The organism is Paenibacillus sp. sptzw28 (assembly GCF_019550795.1).
Taxonomy (GTDB): Bacteria; Bacillota; Bacilli; order Paenibacillales; family Paenibacillaceae; genus Paenibacillus_Z.
Window position 1 is genome coordinate 1,868,560 of the sequence record NZ_CP080545.1, and the last position, 19,101, is coordinate 1,887,660.

21 protein-coding genes are annotated in these 19,101 nt (G+C 50.9%); 18 read left to right on the top strand and 3 right to left on the bottom strand.

Annotated elements, in window-relative coordinates; translation table 11 throughout:
• Positions 1-43: 43 nt before the first annotated feature.
• From KZ483_RS08385 to KZ483_RS08470, 18 genes are all read left to right on the top strand, one after another.
• On the top strand, positions 44-250 hold the full coding sequence (locus KZ483_RS08385) for a hypothetical protein (RefSeq protein ID WP_220352202.1): 207 nt from the start codon (positions 44-46) through the stop codon (positions 248-250).
• Positions 243-1,649 (top strand): arsenic transporter, encoded by a 1,407-nt coding sequence (locus KZ483_RS08390; protein WP_220352203.1) that lies wholly within the window; start codon positions 243-245, stop codon positions 1,647-1,649. The genes KZ483_RS08385 and KZ483_RS08390 overlap by 8 nt, the downstream gene beginning before the upstream one ends.
• Before the next feature lie 16 nt (positions 1,650-1,665).
• Complete coding sequence (locus tag KZ483_RS08395) at positions 1,666-2,331, top strand: DUF2642 domain-containing protein (RefSeq protein WP_220352204.1); 666 nt, start codon at positions 1,666-1,668, stop codon at positions 2,329-2,331.
• A gap of 295 nt (positions 2,332-2,626) precedes the next feature.
• Entirely contained in the window at positions 2,627-3,808 is a 1,182-nt protein-coding gene (locus KZ483_RS08400; RefSeq protein ID WP_220352205.1) for a KamA family radical SAM protein, read from the top strand.
• Positions 3,809-3,815: 7 nt separating this feature from the next.
• Complete coding sequence (locus KZ483_RS08405; RefSeq protein WP_220352206.1) at positions 3,816-5,420, top strand: YheC/YheD family endospore coat-associated protein; 1,605 nt, start codon at positions 3,816-3,818, stop codon at positions 5,418-5,420.
• Positions 5,421-5,435: 15 nt separating this feature from the next.
• Positions 5,436-6,320 carry a phosphoenolpyruvate mutase gene (gene aepX, locus KZ483_RS08410; RefSeq protein WP_220352207.1) on the top strand — a complete coding sequence of 295 codons (885 nt, stop codon included), beginning with the start codon at positions 5,436-5,438 and terminating at the stop codon, positions 6,318-6,320.
• Between the two features lie 3 nt (positions 6,321-6,323).
• Positions 6,324-7,493 (top strand): phosphonopyruvate decarboxylase, encoded by a 1,170-nt coding sequence (aepY, locus tag KZ483_RS08415; RefSeq protein ID WP_220352208.1) that lies wholly within the window; start codon positions 6,324-6,326, stop codon positions 7,491-7,493.
• Positions 7,480-8,607, top strand: a complete 1,128-nt coding sequence (locus tag KZ483_RS08420; RefSeq protein WP_220353335.1) for a 2-aminoethylphosphonate aminotransferase — start codon at positions 7,480-7,482, stop codon at positions 8,605-8,607. Before aepY ends, KZ483_RS08420 begins: the two co-directional genes overlap by 14 nt.
• Positions 8,604-9,353: a YheC/YheD family protein gene (locus KZ483_RS08425; protein ID WP_258881590.1), complete on the top strand. Its 750-nt coding sequence runs from the start codon at positions 8,604-8,606 to the stop codon at positions 9,351-9,353. Before KZ483_RS08420 ends, KZ483_RS08425 begins: the two co-directional genes overlap by 4 nt.
• 136 nt (positions 9,354-9,489) lie before the next feature.
• Entirely contained in the window at positions 9,490-9,981 is a 492-nt protein-coding gene (locus KZ483_RS08430) for an Lrp/AsnC family transcriptional regulator (protein ID WP_220352209.1), read from the top strand.
• A gap of 13 nt (positions 9,982-9,994) precedes the next feature.
• Entirely contained in the window at positions 9,995-11,215 is a 1,221-nt protein-coding gene (locus KZ483_RS08435; RefSeq protein WP_220352210.1) for an aminotransferase class I/II-fold pyridoxal phosphate-dependent enzyme, read from the top strand.
• A 116-nt stretch (positions 11,216-11,331) separates the two neighbouring features.
• Positions 11,332-11,574: an aspartyl-phosphate phosphatase Spo0E family protein gene (locus tag KZ483_RS08440; protein WP_258881591.1), complete on the top strand. Its 243-nt coding sequence runs from the start codon at positions 11,332-11,334 to the stop codon at positions 11,572-11,574.
• Positions 11,575-11,676: 102 nt separating this feature from the next.
• Positions 11,677-12,228 carry a hypothetical protein gene (locus tag KZ483_RS08445; protein ID WP_220352211.1) on the top strand — a complete coding sequence of 184 codons (552 nt, stop codon included), beginning with the start codon at positions 11,677-11,679 and terminating at the stop codon, positions 12,226-12,228.
• Positions 12,225-12,800, top strand: a complete 576-nt coding sequence (locus tag KZ483_RS08450; protein WP_220352212.1) for a cob(I)yrinic acid a,c-diamide adenosyltransferase — start codon at positions 12,225-12,227, stop codon at positions 12,798-12,800. The genes KZ483_RS08445 and KZ483_RS08450 overlap by 4 nt, the downstream gene beginning before the upstream one ends.
• A complete protein-coding gene (locus KZ483_RS08455) occupies positions 12,797-13,756 on the top strand; it encodes an RluA family pseudouridine synthase (protein WP_220352213.1) in 960 nt (319 codons plus the stop codon). Before KZ483_RS08450 ends, KZ483_RS08455 begins: the two co-directional genes overlap by 4 nt.
• Positions 13,757-13,778: 22 nt before the next feature.
• Positions 13,779-14,141 carry an arsenate reductase family protein gene (locus KZ483_RS08460; RefSeq protein WP_220352214.1) on the top strand — a complete coding sequence of 121 codons (363 nt, stop codon included), beginning with the start codon at positions 13,779-13,781 and terminating at the stop codon, positions 14,139-14,141.
• A 21-nt stretch (positions 14,142-14,162) separates the two neighbouring features.
• Positions 14,163-15,365 (top strand): aminotransferase class I/II-fold pyridoxal phosphate-dependent enzyme, encoded by a 1,203-nt coding sequence (locus KZ483_RS08465; RefSeq protein ID WP_220352215.1) that lies wholly within the window; start codon positions 14,163-14,165, stop codon positions 15,363-15,365.
• A 46-nt stretch (positions 15,366-15,411) separates the two neighbouring features.
• Positions 15,412-16,293, top strand: coding sequence for a 5'-3' exonuclease (locus tag KZ483_RS08470; RefSeq protein WP_220352216.1), 882 nt, complete (start codon positions 15,412-15,414; stop codon positions 16,291-16,293).
• A 100-nt stretch (positions 16,294-16,393) separates the two neighbouring features.
• Here KZ483_RS08470 and KZ483_RS08475 read toward each other — a convergent pair whose 3' ends face one another.
• The 3 genes from KZ483_RS08475 to KZ483_RS08485 all read right to left on the bottom strand — a co-directional run bounded on the left by KZ483_RS08475 (position 16,394) and on the right by KZ483_RS08485 (position 19,072).
• Complete coding sequence (locus KZ483_RS08475; protein ID WP_220352217.1) at positions 16,394-17,047, bottom strand: fumarylacetoacetate hydrolase family protein; 654 nt, start codon at positions 17,045-17,047, stop codon at positions 16,394-16,396.
• A gap of 150 nt (positions 17,048-17,197) precedes the next feature.
• Positions 17,198-18,451, bottom strand: a complete 1,254-nt coding sequence (locus KZ483_RS08480; protein ID WP_220352218.1) for an NAD(P)/FAD-dependent oxidoreductase — start codon at positions 18,449-18,451, stop codon at positions 17,198-17,200.
• A gap of 312 nt (positions 18,452-18,763) precedes the next feature.
• On the bottom strand, positions 18,764-19,072 hold the full coding sequence (locus tag KZ483_RS08485; protein ID WP_220352219.1) for a hypothetical protein: 309 nt from the start codon (positions 19,070-19,072) through the stop codon (positions 18,764-18,766).
• Between the last annotated feature and the right edge of the window lie 29 nt (positions 19,073-19,101).

Here is a 19,101-nt window from a genome sequence, read left to right on the forward strand (position 1 = left end):
CCGGCAACCGCCACCTTATCCGCTCTTCAAGGGGGGAGAAAAGATGACAATCGCTTTAATCATATTGCTTGCCGGCATACCTCTCTTTCTGCTCCTTGCTCCAGCGTCCTCGCGTCAACGGGCTGCTCTTGGCGTCCAGAAACGGAATGAGCAAATAGAACCGCAAATAGTGGTTCCGCTGCCGGCTTCCGGGTCGGAAACGTACGCATTTGAGCTTCAGCCCCGAGGCGAGGCGCATCAGCATGGTTGATGTACAAACGATAACGGCTTCCCTAGTGTTCATTCTAACCGTCGTTTTTCTCATATGGCGGCCCAAGGGAATGAACGAAGCGGTACCGGTTACGGTTGGGGCCGCCGTTCTTCTCCTTACAGGCATAGTCCCGCTCTCCAGTATCGGCGTCATCGCGGAAACGGTCAGCGGGGCCGCCATAACCATTTTATCCACAATCGTAATGTCCATCGTGCTGGACAGTATCGGATTCTTCCGGTGGGCGGCGCTTAATATCATCGAATATGCGCGCGGTTCCGGCGTCCGGTTATATTGGTACGTAATCGGACTATGTTTTTTAATGACGCTTTTTTTCAACAATGACGGCAGCATATTAATCACAACCCCGATTATTTTGCAAATCGGCCGTTTGTTGCAGCTGAAGATTCATCAGCAGCTTCCTTATTTGATCAGCGGCGCTCTGATCGCGACAGCGGCCAGCGCTCCGATCGGCGTAAGCAATTTGGCCAATCTCATAGCTCTGAAAATTGTAGGTCTTGATTTGAACGGCTATGCGGTTTTGATGTTTCTCCCCTCAATGATCGGTATATTCGCTATTGCTTTAATGCTTTACTTCATGTTCAGAAGAAGGCTGCCGAAACGGATTCAAAATCTCCGTACCGGCTATGCCCTGCATTCGGAAGTGAGCGATGGCAAAGAGACCGCCAAAAAGTGGCTGTCTACAGCGGCGATAGACCGAAAGAGAGAGTTCCACCCGTTAATGGACGTGCATGATGAATCCCCGATCGATTGGTGGCTGTTTCGGGTTTGCATCACGATCGTTATCGCCACTCGGGCCGGATTCTTTATCGCATCCGGCTTCGGAGTGCCGATGGAATGGATCGCAATTTCCGGAGCGGTATTATTAATCGCCGTCAGATGGCTGCGCACCGGCCGCAGCGCGAAGGATTTGGCAACGAAAACCCCCTGGCATATCCTCTTGTTTGCGTTCGGCATCTATGTGATTGTGGACGGCTTGCAGCAGATTGGCCTAACCCGTTTCATTGTTCGGGAGCTATCTCCGATTATCGCTTCCGGGGATTTGTCCGCTATCTTCGTAACGGGCGGACTGCTGACGATCATGTCGAATGTTCTGAATAACTTACCTTCGGTTATGATCGGTACGTTATCGCTGACACAAATGAACCTGGATCCGCATACGCTGCAGCTTGCCTATTTGGCCAATATACTCGGCAGCGACATCGGTGCACTCATTACGCCGCTCGGAACACTGGCGTCTCTGATATGGATGTTCATTTTGCGTCAACATCACGTCAAACTTTCGTGGAAAGCATACATGAAGGTGACAGCAATCATTATCCCGGTGGGTCTGCTTATAAGTTTACTCAGTCTATATGTCTGGACGCGAATAATAGGATGAAAGGAGGTCGGCCCCATTGAAGAATCGTCACCCTCTGTTGGATCATTTTGTCGAACTTGATATTTCGGGAAAAGCTGTGCCTATCCGAGGCAAACTAATCGATTTAGGACAGGATATTCTTGTTATTCATAACGGCACGCAGTTTCTTTATATCCCTCTTATCCACCTGCAGCAGCTCCGTGTCGCAACTCGGGAAAACCAGGAAATGGTGATGCCTGAGACGCCTTTTGAGCCGCAGAACGAACCAATTTCGTACCGAAAGGTACTGATGAATGCCAAAGGGATGTTCTCGGAGCTGTATATCACAGGCCACCAATCTATTCACGGTTACTTGACGAGCGTGATGAACGATTTTTTCGTATTCTATTCACCGGTGTATCATTCGGTTATCGTGTCGCTCCACCATCTCAAATATCTGATCCCTTATAACCCGAACGTTACACCTTATACGCTGACCCCGGAGCAGTTTCCGCTCAAGCCTTCACCGATTACGCTCGCACGAACGTTCGAACAGCAGCTTCGCAAATTGATCGGTGAGTTTGTCATTCTCGATTTAGGTGAAAATCCGAACAAAATCGGTGTGCTCAAAAGCATCGACCAAAATATGATTGAGCTGTCGACAGCCGGCGGCAATGCGGTTTATCTGCATTTTGACCATGTAAAAACGGTTCATCTTCCTTGAAGCCCGAGTGTTCATCGAATTCTTCCTCTATAGGAAGAACTCGGGTACATATGATCTCGATCGTGCCAATCGTATTTCAAATATATGAAATGAATTAAGAATGCAGAATATCCACCCTAACGGGGGCTGACTGCATTCTTTCTTAATGTGCGGATTTAATAGATTATTACGCGCAAGTCTATCACCTGAAATCTACCAACTGCATCTACTAGCTATTATTTAATTGAAACAGAAAGGAGAATCTAACACCGAATTTACCGGAAAACTGACACCATTGAAAGGAGAATAGATACGAATGCAGGTCAGATACATCACGAATTTAGACGATATTCCCGGTTTGACGGAGAGTGAGAAAACCGCCTTGAAGCAAGTGACCGAGAAGTTCGTTTTCCGTCTCAATGATTACTACTTGCGGTTGATCGACTGGTCGGATCCGAACGATCCGATAAGACGCCTTGTGATCCCGAGCACGAGCGAACTCCAGGAATACGGCCGGTGGGATGCCTCCGACGAAGATACAAACTACACCGTGAAGGGATGCCAGCATAAGTACAAATCCACAGCCCTCTTGATCGTCTCGGAAGTATGCGGTTCCTACTGCAGGTTTTGTTTCCGCAAACGATTATTCCGGGCAGATGTTCAAGAAGCGATGCCGGACGTTCAGGAGGGAATCGATTATATCGCAGGTAAACCGGAAATCAACAACGTTCTGCTTACAGGCGGGGACCCTTTAATATTGTCGACCAAGAAGCTTCGTTCTATTATTGAAGCCTTAAGGTCGATCGAGCATGTAAAAATAATAAGAATCGGTTCGAAAATGCCGTTGTTCAACCCCATGAGAATATACGAGGACGAGGAACTTCTCGATTTGATCCGGACATATTCCACGGAGGAGAAACGAATCTACATCATGGCTCATGTTAATCATCCAAGAGAGATCACTCAAGAGGCGCGAAGGTGTTTCAAGGCTCTATACGATGCCGGGGCGATCGTCGTCAATCAAACTCCTGTGCTGAGAGGCATCAATGACGATCCTGCTGTGCTTGGCGATCTCCTTGATAAGCTGTCATGGGCGGGAGTAACGCCTTATTATTTCTTTATTAACCGGCCGGTCGCAGGAAACAGCGGATTCGTTCTTTCTCTTAAAGAAGTTTATCGAATCGTGGAGCAAGCGAAAGCAAGAACCTCCGGACTCGGCAAGCGGGTAAGGCTATGCATGAGTCATACTTCGGGCAAGATCGAGATTCTGGCGATCGAGAACGGCAAAGCCTATTTGAAGTATCACCAGTCGCGCGACGGGGAATATGGGAAACTTATGATCATGGATTGTCCGAAGGAGGCGTCTTGGTTTGACGAGCTTCCGGGGAACGAGCAGTATTGGACAAAACCCGCCAAGAAAACGGTAAGGGTTGTTTCCGTCAACGAGATGCCGGATATGCCGCAGAAAAAAATCAGTTTACTAGAAGCCGAGAGGTGAATCGTGAATGGATTTATCTGAAAAGTTATCATCTTCCAAGCAAACTGTTGTCGGGGTGCTGCTAGGTCCCAAACTGATTCGAATAATACTTCAGACCAAGCAGTCGATAGACCGTATACAGCAGCTGGTTGAAGCTAACAAGGAAGCAAACACAAACCTTAACTTCTTTTCGCGGAAAGACATCAATCTGGCAAGCAGGACAGTGTCCGGAACCTTCTTTAACTTCTCCGGCAACCGGTGGGAAAGAAGAACGATGCCTTTACCGGATGTTATCTATGTACGAGGCGGTTCAGGACAGAAGGTCGCCAAATTAATTACAACGCTTGAACGCATGGGGGTCAAAAGAATCAATCCGATCGTTGCTTTCAATAAAGGAAATCTGTTTGAGGAATTAATCAGGGATCAGGAGGTCAGCCCTTATATACCCGCTACCGTGAGCGTTAAGGAAATGGCGGAAATCAGAACGATGATCCGTAAGCATGAAAAAGTTTACGTTAAGGCGCGCATTGGCCGTAAGGGAACAAAGGTGATGCGCATTGAAAAGCTGTCCGCGGGCGGCTATCGGTACAGTTATTCGATTCTCGGCGACTTGGTCCGCAAAAAGGTCCAGAGCATGCAACGACTGGAGCAGGTAATTAACAGATTTTTCGGTGGTAGAGAAGTGATTGTGCAGCAGGCTATCGATCTGGCACGAGTGGACCGGGGCCGCCTGTGCGATTTTCGCGCCGAGGTTCAAAGAAATAAAAAAGGGGAAATCGAAATTGTAGGAATTTCGATAAGGGTTGGACAGCGCAACTCCCCGATCACTACCCATGGCGAAGCCTTCCGGTACGACACTTATTTGAGTACATTATTTCCGGACTATTCCGAAGCGCAATTAGTTACTTTGAAACAGAAAATCAATTCTTTTCTGATGACTGTTTATGCGGGTGTGGAGAAAAAGTACGGTAAATTCGGAGAGATCGGTATTGATTTTGCCGTTGACCGCCAAGGGAAAATATGGCTCATTGAATGCAACGCGCAATCGGCGAAGGTTTCGATCGGAAAAGCTTATGGCGAGCTCGCAAGAAGAGCTTTCTTAAATCCGCTGGAGTATGCAAAATTGATTGCCGGAGGCGGCATTCGGACATCCCGCGGCAGCGGTTCCTCCGGCAGCCAGAGTGCCTCCGGCAGCAGCCGGACCACCGGCAGCCGCAGTGCCTCCGGCAGCAGCCGGACCACCGGCAGCGAGAGTGCCTCCGGCAGCAGTCGGACCACCGGCAGCCGCAGTGCCTCCGGCAGCAGCCGGACCACCGGCAGCCGCAGTGCCTCCGGCAGCAGCCGGACCACCGGCAGCCGCAGTGCCTCCGGCAGCAGCCGGACCACCGGCAGCCGCAGTGCCTCCGGCAGCAGCCGGACCACCGGCAGCCGCAGTGCCTCCGGCAGCAGCCGGACCACCGGCAGCCAGAGTGCCTCCGGCAGCAGCCGGACCACCGGCAGCGAGAGTGCCTCCGGCAGCAGCCGGACCACCGGCAGCCGCAGTGCCTCCGGCAGCAGCACCTCAGGCAGCACCCGGACGTCGGGAGCACCCCGCACGTCGGGCGGCAGCTCGGGCCGGAGAAGCAATTCCTAACAGGGGGGAGCTTAGGTGAAGAGGACAACTCAATTGAGAAATATGCTGAATACGCCCCGCACTGAATTTTTAATGGAAGCCCATAACGGCTTATCCGCAGCTATTGTCGAGGAAGCCGGGTTTAAAGGAATATGGGCCAGCGGGCTGTCCATTTCCGCAAGTATGGGACTGAGGGACAATAACGAGGCTTCCTGGTCGCAAGTGCTCGATACTCTTGAATTTATGTCCGATGCGGCTTCCATTCCGATCCTGCTGGATGGAGATACGGGTTATGGAAACTTTAACAACGCAAGACGACTGGTCAAGAAATTGGAGCAGCGCGGCATTGCCGGAGTATGCATCGAAGATAAGTTGTTTCCAAAAATGAATTCGTTCATCGATGGCGAAGCTCAGCCGCTTGCCGGCATTGACGAATTCTGCGGCAAAATCAAAGCGATGAAGGATACCCAGAATGACGAACATTTCGTGGTCGTGGCAAGGGTGGAAGCTTTTATAGCCGGCTGGGGGCTGAAGGAAGCGCTGAAGCGGGCGGAAGCTTACAGAAAAGCGGGATCGGATGCCATTCTCATCCACAGCGGCAGGTCGGATTCAGCTGAAATTGAATCCTTTATGATGGAGTGGGGCGGAAGGCTCCCGGTCGTTATTGTGCCTACCAAATATTATTCCACTCCGACCACACGGTTCGTGGAACTCGGAACAAGCCTGGTAATTTGGGCTAATCATAATTTAAGGGCTTCAATAAGCGCCATGCAGCAAATATCAAGGAAGATTAATTTGGACGAGAGTCTTATTCATGTAGAGAACGGGATCGCCACCGTAGAGGAAGTATTCCGCCTTCAAAGAGCCGGGGAGCTCCAAGAGGCCGAGCTTAAATACCTTCCCGGATTGGTAACGGATTAAGCGATGCTGCAAACAGACAAATTCGGAAACGAAATGAAAAAGCTTGGTTTTGAGTTTTACTGTGGAGTTCCCTGCTCGTTTTTGAAGGACTTGATCAATTATGCGATGAGCGAGTGCGAATATGTTGCAGCGGCGAACGAAGGCGATGCGGTCGCCATTGCAGCGGGAGCTTCGTTAGGAGGCAGGAACCCGGTTATCCTCATGCAAAACTCTGGTCTTACCAACGCTGTTTCCCCATTAGTATCCCTTATCGATCCTTTTCGTATTCCAGTACTTGGATTCGTCAGCCTGCGGGGTGAACCGGGCACGTCAGACGAACCTCAGCATGAGCTGATAGGACGTATGACAACAAATTTACTTGGTTTGATGAGAGTCAAGTGGTTGTACCTTTCAGCGGACTTTAATGAGGCGAAACGGCAATTGCTGCTGGCGGCAAAATATATTTCGAGTGACAGGCCTTTCTTCTTTGTAGTCAGAAAAGGGACATTCGAGACGAGACCTCTTCAGCAGCAGGAGCCGCTTATCAGCTCGAACAAGGTAAAGGCTGTGAAGCAGCTGCCGGACGAACTGCCTGCCAGGAACGAAGCGTTGAAGGTCATCAACGCGGCGAGAGATGGCAGGACAGTGCAGCTGGCGACCACAGGGAGAACCGGGCGGCAGCTGTTTGAAATCGAAGATGCTCCCGGCAATCTGTATATGGTCGGTTCCATGGGGTGCGTCAGTTCTCTAGGGCTTGGTCTGGCTCTGAGCCGACCGGATTTCGATATTGTCGTCATTGACGGGGACGGTTCGGCTCTTATGCGAATGGGCAGCCTGGCTACGAATGGAACTTACGGTCCGCCAAATCTGCTGCATGTCGTTCTGGATAATAACGCACATGATTCTACGGGAGGACAAAGCACAGTCTCTCATAACGTTAATTTCGTTGAAACAGCATCCTCATGCGGGTATGGGAGGGCCGTTTATGTTCACAATCTCGATGAGCTTGCGATGGCGATGCAAGAATGGAAGCAGACAAAAGGTCTGACCTTTCTCACAATGAGGATTTCCTCGAACCCCGCAGAGCCTCTGGGCCGACCCAAAATAAAGCCGCATGAAGTAAAGGAACGTTTAATGAAGTTCTTGGGTGAAGCGTATTTGCCGGAAAGTGATGACGGCAATGACTCCCGTTAGACGAAATATTTTGCTTACCCCAGGCCCCGCCACAACGACGGACAGCGTCAAATACGCTCAAGTCGTACCGGATATTTGTCCACGGGAGAAGGAATTTGGCAATCTGATGGCAGACGTTTGCGCGGAATTAACCAGGATTGTTGATGATTCGGGCGATTACAGCGCCGTGTTGTTCGGAGGTTCGGGGACAGCGGCGGTGGAATCGGTTATAAGCTCCGTAATCGGCCGTGAAGATACGGTGCTTATTATCGACAACGGCGCGTATGGACGAAGAATGCATGAGATCGCGGAGGCTTACGGTCTGAGTGCAGTCATATTTCGCAGTCCTCCTCATATGGAGCTTGATCTGCCGGCTCTCGAATCGTTAATTATAACCTGCGGAAAGCGCGTCTCGCATCTTGCGGTCGTGCATCACGAGACTACGACAGGACTGCTGAACGATATAGCGTCAATAGGGCAAATATGCGAAAGATATCAAATCGATATGATCGTGGACGCGATCAGCTCTTTCGCCGCTATTCCGATACAGTTGAACGCCATGAATATAAGATATCTGGCAGCCAGCTCGAATAAATGCTTGCAGGGCATGGCGGGGGTCTCCTTTGTAATCGCTGATCGCAGGTTGATAGAGCGTGGGCCGAGAGACAAACCCGCCAACTATTACCTTAATCTGTACGCCCAGTACCAATTTTTTGCGGCAGAGGGGCAGATGCGTTTCACACCGCCTGCACAAACCCTTTATGCGCTCAAGCAGGCGCTCGACGAGCTGAGCCTGGAGGGTGTAGGTAAAAGGTACCTGCGATACTCGGATCTATGGAGAAGGTTGACCGCCGGGATCGGCAGGCTTGGTCTGAACTATTTGGGCAGCGAACGGCATCATTCCAAATTGGTCACCTCTATTATCGAGCCGGCTGTCGACGGGTTTGATTTTAACGGGCTTCATGATTATTTGTACGAGAGAGGATTTACTATTTACCCCGGCAAGCTTGAAGCGTTGAACACGTTCCGGATAGCGAATATCGGAGATTTAAACTGCACGGATATAGATCGGCTTCTGGAAGCGATGGAACACTATTTCAAAGGGCTAAGGCTTGGAAAGGAGCGAACTCGGTGAGCACCTTCAAGCAGCGCAGTAAATGGAATAAATATCTTATCATGAGAAAATCCAAGGACTTGAGGACGCATATACCGGTCACAAAAGGGATGAATTTCGGTAAGTTATGGAGATTTCTCGCAAAATACGGCGATGTGATTCTTAAGCCTTCACACGGCAGCCGCGGAGCCGGTCTGATACGCATAACTGCGGTGGGTACCGATGTTTACGAAGTGCAAATTGAAAACATCAAAAAGACATTTACCGGACAGTACCTGGTTAATGATTATATTAAGGAAAAAGTTGGAATACGTAAATATATAATTCAGCGCCGAATTCCGCTTGCAACCGTCGATGGTCGGCCGTTTGATATGAGGATCGTCGTGCAGCGCAAAAAGGCTTACCTCTCATGGGAGGTAACGGGAATGGTGGCCAAGGTGGCGGGAGAGGGCTATTTCGTAACTAACATTTCCCGAAGCTCCGGAACAATTCTGCCGCTGGAAACCGCAATCCGGCGGTCATCATTGGCTTCTTATTCGAACTCGAGGCTGATAGCGGAAATCTCCAGGGTTGCCTTATTAACGGCAGAGAAATTAAGCGGCAGCGAATATTATAAGAATCAACTTATTTACGGGTTCGACATGGGATTGGACCGGACCGGACGGGTATGGGTTATTGAAGCGAATCTTAAGCCGATGCTCACTCATTTCCGCAAGCTGGCGGATAAATCAATGTATCGCCGCATACTGGAGTATAAAAAAGGCTAATACTGCAAAATGCAGCCCGCTCTCTGCTTGAGAGCGGGCTGCATTATTTTATTACGGCTTCACAATCGGCTTTGCAGGAAGCTTGGATTCGTTGTAATATAGTCATTATAACTATTGAGTCTGGGAGGGTTTGACGATGAACGAGCGCAAAATGAAAATACTGGAATTGCTGAAAGAGGATGCGCGCCGCAGCGCGGATCTGATCGCGACCATGCTGGATGAACCTCTGGCGGAAGTGAAACAGGCGATTGCAGAAATGGAAGAAGATCATGTCATCGTCAAATATGCGACCGTCGTTAACTGGAGTAAAGTGGAGGACGAGAAAGTAACTGCACTTATCGAGGTACAGATCACACCGGAACGCGGCCGCGGATTCGAAGGCATAGCGGAACGGATTTACTTATATCCGGAAGTGAAATCGGTATATTTGATGTCCGGGGCGTACGACCTGCTCGTAGAAGTGCAAGGGAAGACGCTTAAGGATGTCGCTTCCTTCGTCTCTAACAAGCTGTCCCCGATTGACGCCGTGCTGTCGACGAAAACCTTTTTTATTCTGAAGAAATATAAGCAGGACGGCATTATTTTTGAAGAGCATGAAGACGACCATCGTCTTCTGATCACACCATAGGGGATGAAATGCGATGATAAAAGACGAGGAAATTCAAATTAATACCTCTGTCCGCCGCGTATCGATGGCCGATTACTTATCGCCTCAAGTACGGGCGATCAAGCCTTCCGGCATTCGCCGGTTTTTCGATTTGGCCAGCGGCCGCAAAGACATTATTACGCTTGGCGTCGGAGAGCCCGACTTTGTGACGCCTTGGCATGTACGCGAAGCGTGCGTATATTCGCTCGAGATGGGTAAGACACAGTATACATCCAATTCGGGCACGCCTGAGCTGCGCGAGCAAATCGGCATTTACCTGAACAATCAATTTGACGTCACTTACGACCCGGCGAAGGAAATTCTTGTGACTGTAGGCGGAAGCGAGGCAATCGATCTCGCGCTTCGCGTGCTGATTACACCCGGGGATGAGATTCTTGTGCCGGAGCCTTGTTATATTTCATATTCTCCGATCACCTCGCTGAGCGGCGGAGTCCCAGTCGGTATCGAAACTTTTGCTAAGGACCAATTCAAGCTGACTGCTCAGGCGCTGAAGGCTGCGCTGACGCCGCGCTCGAAAGTGCTCGTTTTGAGCTATCCAAGCAATCCGACCGGCGCTATCATGACTTATGAGGATTGGCTGCCGATTGCCAAGATCGTTGAGGAGAATGACCTTATCGTCATCTCCGATGAAATATATGCAGAGCTCACTTATGGCTCTAAGCATGTAAGTTTTGCTTCACTTCCGGGGATGAAGGACCGGACGGTTCTCGTAAGCGGCTTTTCCAAGGCGTTTGCGATGACGGGGTGGCGGATCGGCTATGCTTGCGGGCATCCGGAGATTATTGCGGCGATGCTCAAAATCCATCAATATACGGTCATGTGCGCTCCGATAATGGCGCAGGTAGCGGCGTTAGAAGCGCTTAAAAACGGCCTGGAAGAGAAGGACAGGATGATTGAATCCTACAACCAACGGCGCAGACTGGTGGTCCACGGTTTCCGCGAGATCGGCCTGGAATGCCATGAGCCGCAAGGGGCGTTCTATGCATTTCCTTCCATTAAATCGACCGGACTCAGCTCGGATGAGTTCGCCACGGCACTGCTCAACGAGCGAAATGTAGCCGCCGTGCCCGGTGACGTATTCGGGCTTGGGGGAGAAGGATATTTGCGCTGTTCTTATGCCACCTCTGTGAGCCAGTTAACCGAAGCTATCGAGAGGATCGGAGCTTTTGTCCTTAATTTAAGGAAAAACAGGTAGAAAAAAATATATTCAGAATTGTTATTGTTTGTTATAATTTAATAAAATCTTTATATTAAAAGGGTTGTCCAGGTGCAGATTTTATGATTCGCTGATTGATGACAGGAGGGATGGCAATGGCTTATGCGGATTATGGTCTCACGTTTCATAATGACCCAGGTGCCATTTCAGCCAAGCAATTGTCCTCGTCAATGCGGATCTTAGAAGACGAAATCTACATGCTGCGTACGAAGATGGAGCAATCGTACATGGAAGAGGAGACCTTTAATTCCGACAAAGTCATTGATCTCAGCCGCAAGCTCGATCTGAAGATCAACGAATATATGAATTTCAAGCGAAGAAGGACAAAGCTGGTTTAACGCCTATTGCTGACGAAGGAGTCCCTGCGGGGGCTTCTTTTCTTTTTCGGTCTTTTCTTTTGTGCTATATTTGACGTAGATATCAGATGTGGAGGGATTATTTTGTCTTGTTTGACCAGAGGAAGTAGAGCCGTTATCTCATTACTCGCACTGCTTTTATTATGCCTGGCTATCTCAGGCTGCGGCTCCAATGCGGACCTTACCGTATTCGTCATGCCCAGGGAGTATATCCCGGACGGGGTAACGGATAAGGTGGAACAGAAGCTTCAGGCCGCGTTCGGCGATGAGAAAACGATTCAAGTCAATGCTTCGCCGATGTATAATGAACAGAAGCTGATCGTTGAAATCGCAGCCGGAGGAAACGGGATTCTTGTTCTTCCGAAGGAAAAGCTCGCAGGCATGCTTTCACAAGGCCCGGCTCTTCAGCTGGACAAGTGGTTTAAGGCATCGGATTATCCAACCGGCGTAATGGAAAGCGATCTCGGCGACTCGAAAAAACCGAATGTCGTAAAAGGATTGTTTGCAATCCCGCTTGAAAAGACTATTTTCAAGGATGCAGGCTATGGCGAAAAAGATATTTTTGTCATTATTCCAGCCAATGCGCCGGATGTGGACTTATCCGTCCAGGTGTTAAAGGAGCTTATAAAAAAATGAGATTATATACGCGAACGGGAGACGAAGGACAAACATCGGTAAAAGGCGGACGCGTCCGTAAAGACGATATACGCATCGAAGCCTACGGCACGATCGACGAATTGAACTCTTTCGTCGGACAAGCTGCAGCAGCTGCATCGGCAACAGGGGCGCTCGAGGAACTCAGCCAACAGCTGATGGAAATTCAGCAGGAGCTGTTCGATTGCGGTTCGGATTTGGCTTTCGCCGATCCGGAAGGCCGTGATTTCAAGATGAAAGCTGAGCCGGTAGCTCGGCTCGAGAGCTGGATCGACGCACATATCGCAGCAGCGCCGGAGGTGACCCGCTTTATCCTGCCGGGCGGCAGCGAGGTTTCCGCGCTGCTGCACGTATGCCGGACCGTGTGCCGGAGAGCGGAGCGCCGCGTCGTGACGCTCTCGGGCGAACTGCCTGTCAACGTCGATGCGCAGAAATATATGAACAGGCTGTCGGATTATTTCTTTGCAGCCGCACGGGCAGCGAATGCCGCGCTGGGTGTGCCTGATACGGAGTATATCCGGAGCGCCGAAGTGTTCCGCAAACGAAAAAAATGAGCGATGCTGCATATTATAAACCACTGATACTCGAAGTGGCAGCGGAGGATGACGGCAAGACGGTGCGAACAGTGCTGGAACGGCGGCTTGGCGTATCCCGCAAGCTGCTGTCGCGGCTGAAGCTGACCGAGCATGGGATCACCTTGAACGGCAGAAGGGTCTATACGAACGAACGGGTTCGCCAGGGCGATAGTTTGGCGCTGCGCATGGAACAGGAGCAGTCGGATGACATACTGCCGGAACCGATGCCTCTCGATATTGTATACGAGGACCCCGAATTGTTGATCGTGAACAAGCCGCCGGGTATAGTCGTACACCCGACCCATGGTCATTACACCGGCACCCTCGCGAACGGGGTTGTACACCATTGGCGTGAGCGGGGGGAAATCGTGCGTTTCCGCCCGATACACAGGCTCGACGAGGAAACGTCAGGACTTGTGGCGATTGCCAAGAATCCTTATGTTCATCAACAGCTGTCGGAACAGATGCAGTCCGGCGAAGTGGATAAACGTTACCGCGCTTATGTTTATGGCCGGCCGGCCGCTGCTTCCGGGACGGTCGATGCGCCTATCGACCGCAATCCGGAGGCACCGCATATCCGGATCGTAATGCCGGAAGGTTATCCCTCGGTCACGCACTATGAGACGGAAGCCATTTATGGAGACGGAGCAGCCGCCAAGGTCAAGCTGAAGCTGGAGACCGGAAGAACCCATCAGATTCGCGTACATATGAAGTACATCGGCTGCCCGTTAATCGGGGATAAGCTGTACGGCTATGCCGCGGAAGAAGGAGCTGCCGAAGGGGGCTCCGCAGAGCTGGAAGCTGCAGTCCGGCGCCAGGCGCTCCATGCGGCCACGCTGGGCTTTACGCATCCTATAACACGCAAATACATCGAATTTGAAGCCGACCTCCCGCAGGATCTGCGGCGGTTGGAAGCAACGCTTCGGGAGCTATGACAGAATTGGAGATTACGACAAGATGAAAAAGCTGACGATATTTGAATATCCGAAATGCGGAACCTGCCGCAGCGCCAATAAAGTGCTTAAGGGGAAAGGCTACGAGCTGGAATCGCTTAACGTCTTCGAGACGGCTCCTTCAGCAGATACACTGGAAGGCATTATCAAGCTGAGCGGCCTTGAAGTGAAAAAGTTTTTCAACACTTCGGGAGAAGCATATAAGGAAATGAACCTGAAGGACAAGCTGCCGGGAATGTCCGAGCGGGAGAAAATCGAGCTTCTCGCTTCAAACGGAAGACTGATTAAGAGACCGGTCGTGACTGACGGCTCAAAAGTAACGGTCGGCTTCAAAGAGGATGAATTCAGCCGTGTTTGGGGCGGTTGACCGGAGGAAGGAGCTTTCAAGGTGACGAAGAAAATATGGCGGGCCGACCGGCTCTCCAGGCTGGGCTCGTCGATATTTGCCGAGGTGGCGGAGTGGAAGAAAGAAGCCCGTGCTTTGGGCCATGACGTTATCGACCTGAGTATCGGCAGTCCTGACCTGCCTCCTTCGGAGCCGGTTCGGCAAGCATTGAGTGAAGCGGTGCTGCGCGAGGATGCTTATGCCTACCCTTCTTCGAAAGGCAGTGCTGCCTTTATGAAGCAGGCCGCAGAGTGGCTATCCTTCCGCTTCGGTATTGTAGTTGATCCAGAGAGCGAGATGCTGCCGCTAATGGGCTCGCAGGACGGCTTGGGCCATTTGGCACTCTCCTTATGTAATCCAGGGGATATTGCTTTAGTCCCGGATCCCGGTTATCCCGTATATGCTGCGGGACTGGCTTTAGCCGGCGTAGAGCCTTATCCGATGCCGCTCCGTGAGGAGAACGGATTTCTGCCGGATTTTGAAGCGATCCCGGATGATGTCTGGCGAAAAGCGAAATTTATGCTGCTCAATTATCCGAGCAATCCGGTATCTGCAGTGGCGGACCTCGCCTTTTTTACCAAAGCCGTTACGATCGCAAAGCAGCATGGCGTATTGGTTGTGCATGATTTGGCTTATTCGGAAATGGCCTTTGATGGCTACCGGCCGCCGAGCATTTTGCAGGTGGAGGGGGCCAAGGAGGCGGCAGTGGAGTTTCATTCGTTGTCCAAGAGCTTCAATATGGCCGGCTGCCGAATCGGTTTTCTCGCGGGCAGCAGAGAAGCCGTCGGAGCGCTTAGGGAGCTCAAGGCAAACATCGACTACGGTGTTTTTCTTCCGGTTCAGGAAGCCGCTATCACTGCGCTCCGGCAGGATATGGCCGGGATGACTGAATCCGCAGGAGTGCTTTATGAAAAGCGGAGGGATGCTTTTCTGAAAGCATTGGGTGAAGAAGGCTGGCAGGCAGCCAAACCGAAGGCGACGATGTTCGTATGGGCGCAGCTGCCCACCATGTGTTGGAGCTTGCCCGTAACATGGGACTCTCGTCGCATTTCCCGGGAAATGCTTAGCCGAGCGGGAGTGGCTGTCATTCCCGGTGATGCTTTTGGAACCGAAGGTGAAGGTTACGTCCGCATCGCGCTGGTCGAGAGTGAGGAGCGTTTAATCGAAGCGGCGAGGCGAATCGGCCGGTTTATCCGGGGAGAGTAGCGGCGAAATCATTCTAATTTGATATAGTGAAAAGGGGAGCGAACGGATGGAAAAGGTGGAGCAAGAAGGGAACAGACTGCTGCTTGTCGATGGAATGGCGCTGCTTTTTCGGGCGTTTTTCGCCAACTCCTATGGCGGGACTGTAAGGCGTACGAGCGCCGGTGTGCCCGTAAATGCCGTATACGGCTTCGTTAAATATTTTATGGATGCGGTGCAAAGGTTTGAGCCGACGCACGTCGTCTGCTGCTGGGATATGGGAAGCAAGACGTTTCGGACGTCACAATATGACGGCTATAAAGCGAACAGGCCGGACGCTCCGGACGATCTGATTCCCCAGTTCGATCTTGTGAAGGAAGTAGTCGAAAGCTTCGGAGTTCCGAACGTCGGGATCGTCGGATTTGAAGCGGACGACTGCATTGGAACGCTTGCGAAGCGTCACAGCCGGGACGCACAGGTGTATGTACTGTCGGGAGACCATGACCTGCTTCAACTCGTGGATGACCGCATTACGGTCGTCATTATGAAGAAGGGGCAGGGCAATTATGCAGTATACACGCCGGAATTTTTGCTCGAGGAGCGTCAGCTGACTCCGGAGCAAATTATTTGCGTCAAAGGACTCATGGGAGATACGAGCGACAATTACCCGGGCGTTCGCGGCATCGGCGAGAAAACGGCTCACAAGCTTGTGCAGGAATACGGCTCGGTGGACGGGATTTTGGCCAATTTGGAGAGCCTATCCAAAACAATTCGCGCCAAGATAGAAGCCGATCTTGACATGCTCCATTTGTCCCGCGATCTTGCCCGCATCCGCTGTGACGTGCCGGTAGAATTAGAATTCAATGGCTGCGGTTGGGCCGTTAACCGCGCCCAGGTCGTAAACAAGTTCGAAGAACTCGAATTCCGAAGCTTAATGGCATTAATTAGTTAATATTCAAGATTCAATTAGTTGATACAACAGACCCCATACGTGATCATTTGGAGCCTATCCTGCAGGGATGGCCGTTTGATACGCAAGGGGTCTGTTTTGTTTATTTCATTTCAATTAACAGCGGTCCGAATGTTTGTCCAAGACCTTCGTTCTTAACGTTCAGCTTCAGCTCAAGGGAATCACCATCGGCAATCGCGCCTACGCCAGCAGGGGTGCCGGTAAATATAATATCTCCCTCGCCAAGTCCCAGCCTCGGACCGATAAAATCAATCAACTGCTGAACCGAAAATATCATATCCTTCGGGCTGCCTGCTTGAACGATTTGCCCGTTCCTAATCAGACTGAATTCGATACGTTCAAAGCTATCGATGCCTGTGAACGGCTGAAAATCTGTGACCACGGCGGACCCGATAAACCCCTTGGCGGTTAACCAGGGATGTCTCTTCTCTTTCAGCTTTGTTTGCAGATCCCTTAGTGTCCAATCGATTCCGAGGGCAATGCCGTCAATACAATGCTCTATCGACGCACCCTGTTGATAGGTGCTGGCGATTCTGATGACTACCTCAATTTCATAGTGAATTTCCCCAACTCCTCCGGGCAGCAGCAGCTTACCCTCCGCAGGATGGAGCGAATGAGTAGGTTTACTGAAGATCATAGGCTCATCCGGAATTTCATTACCCAGCTCCTTGGCATGAAGTGCATAATTTCGGCCAACGCAATAAATATTACGAATTTGCTCAAACGATTGCGGCATGGCATAATCCTCCATTCTCTTCATATGCCTCTACCTTTACACAAACATCTTTCAATTGCAAGAATGAGAATGGCTTGCGGTCACTTGCGTCAGTTGACATAAACTAAGAGAAGAAAATGAGTTTGATCACGGGCTTACTTGAGAGGGAATTTAACCGTTTCCTCCTTGCAGAATACGGACAACTGTAGTCTCCAGATCCTCAGGTTCATTCGCGTAGTTATAGATTCCGAGAAAAGCCGAGGTCGCATCGGCATTGCTGCCGATCAGGCTGTTAACGGCAGTTTGGTCCGCAGTGAACGGAATGTTCTTGGTAAATTGGCAAGCAAGGCCGAAGCGCGACATCATTTTGGATTCCAGGGTCGACTGATAAAGGGCCGACATTATTTCCCACCTTGTTTGCCATTCCCGGGATGTGGATAAAACATCCGTCAATATCCGGCTGCCATATATCGCGTCGTGCATTCCTTGACCAACTGCGGGATCCTTGAAGGAGAGGGCGTCTCCAACCAGCGCCCATCCTTTCCCCATGCCGTCATACCAATCGTTGTCATAACCATGCAATCCCTTGACCGAACCGGCCAGACTCGCTCCTTGCAGTCTTTGCGGCAGCGGTGTCCGGGAGAGTCCGGCATTCACAAGATCGCGGAACCCTGTTTCCGGATGGGCTTTGAACCGCTCGATCCATTCCTTACTGCCGAGTGGAAACATGAGTCCGACGACGAACAAGTTATCGCTTGTCGGAAACACGATAGCGATAGTATCCTTCACTTTATAGAGCTCAACGCATCTCTCACCCTCTTGCTGATAATCGGCGAAATAAGCGACATAGCTGGCGAAATCGGTCGGTACGCACATTTTCCGTTCGCTTTTGACAAGGGTTCGCACGGTTGAATTGCGGCCGTCGGCACCAACAACGAGCCTGGAAGTGAACTGCTTCTCCACGCCGTCACTATTCCGGCCGATAACACCAGTCACCGTCTCATTGTTCCATATCAAATCGGTGACACGAAACCCTTCTATTGCTGCAACCCCTTCCTGTGCTTTCGCATGCTCAAACAAGATGTGGTCGAGGTGTGTGCGGCGGATGCACAAACAGTCCGCTTCACCTTCGACTTCCGGAAATATCCCGTCAATAACCGCCTCCTCGAATTGAATATAAGCCCGCTTGTATGTCGGTGTTCCGGTCTCCAGCAGACGGTCCCAGACGCCCATCTCCCGAAGAAGCACAGCCGCATTATTGAAGAAGTTATGAGTCGAGAGCGTATCGCTCGGGAAACCCGACCGGTCCAGGAGGAGCACGTTAAAGCCTGCCTTCGAGAGTTCATAGGCAAGCGTCGATCCGGCCACCCTCGACCCAACAATAATGACGTCATATTTGGATTCTCTATGATGTCCATCCTTCATAAAATACCCTCCCTCGCAAACATAATGGCTACCTTTAATGTTATTCCAGAAAGCAGCAATATGACCAGTTACCAGGGTCAGCAAATGAGTCATGTGAACAGAGTCATGCGAACATCAAAGCGAACGGAATCTAACAAAAACAAGCCGGCGCCTGATGGTTAACGGCGGCCGGCTTGTATTAAATATAAGAAACCTTAGGTTTTCGCTATATTTCTCTTACCTTCCGAGTGAAGAAACCAACTCCGCGGCCAAAGACAGCAAAAGTAAGAAGAAGAGCACCCATGGTTCGTGCGGCGTGACAGTCAGTTCTTCCTATTCATCGCTGGACTCGATTTCTTTACCGTCAAGCTCCATTATTGCCTCAGGAGTCGCATTGCCTTCACCGCTGTCTCCAGGGTAGCCGCGTTCAAGACCTGCATGCAGCTCGCGGTTCTCGTAGTCGAATCGGTTAGGCGGCCTTTGGTCGACCCGCCACGGCGTGCTCTTGCCGAGCGATCTCGCATCGACGATGGAGCCGTAGGGGCCTTCCGGAAACTCTTCAGCGGTGAGGTCGTTTCGTTGTGATTCAACCGTCGTTAGATCCGTGTATACTTCCCGATTTTCATCCTTGAATCCGCTCATCGTGTTTTCCCTCCTGTAACGGCGCTCGT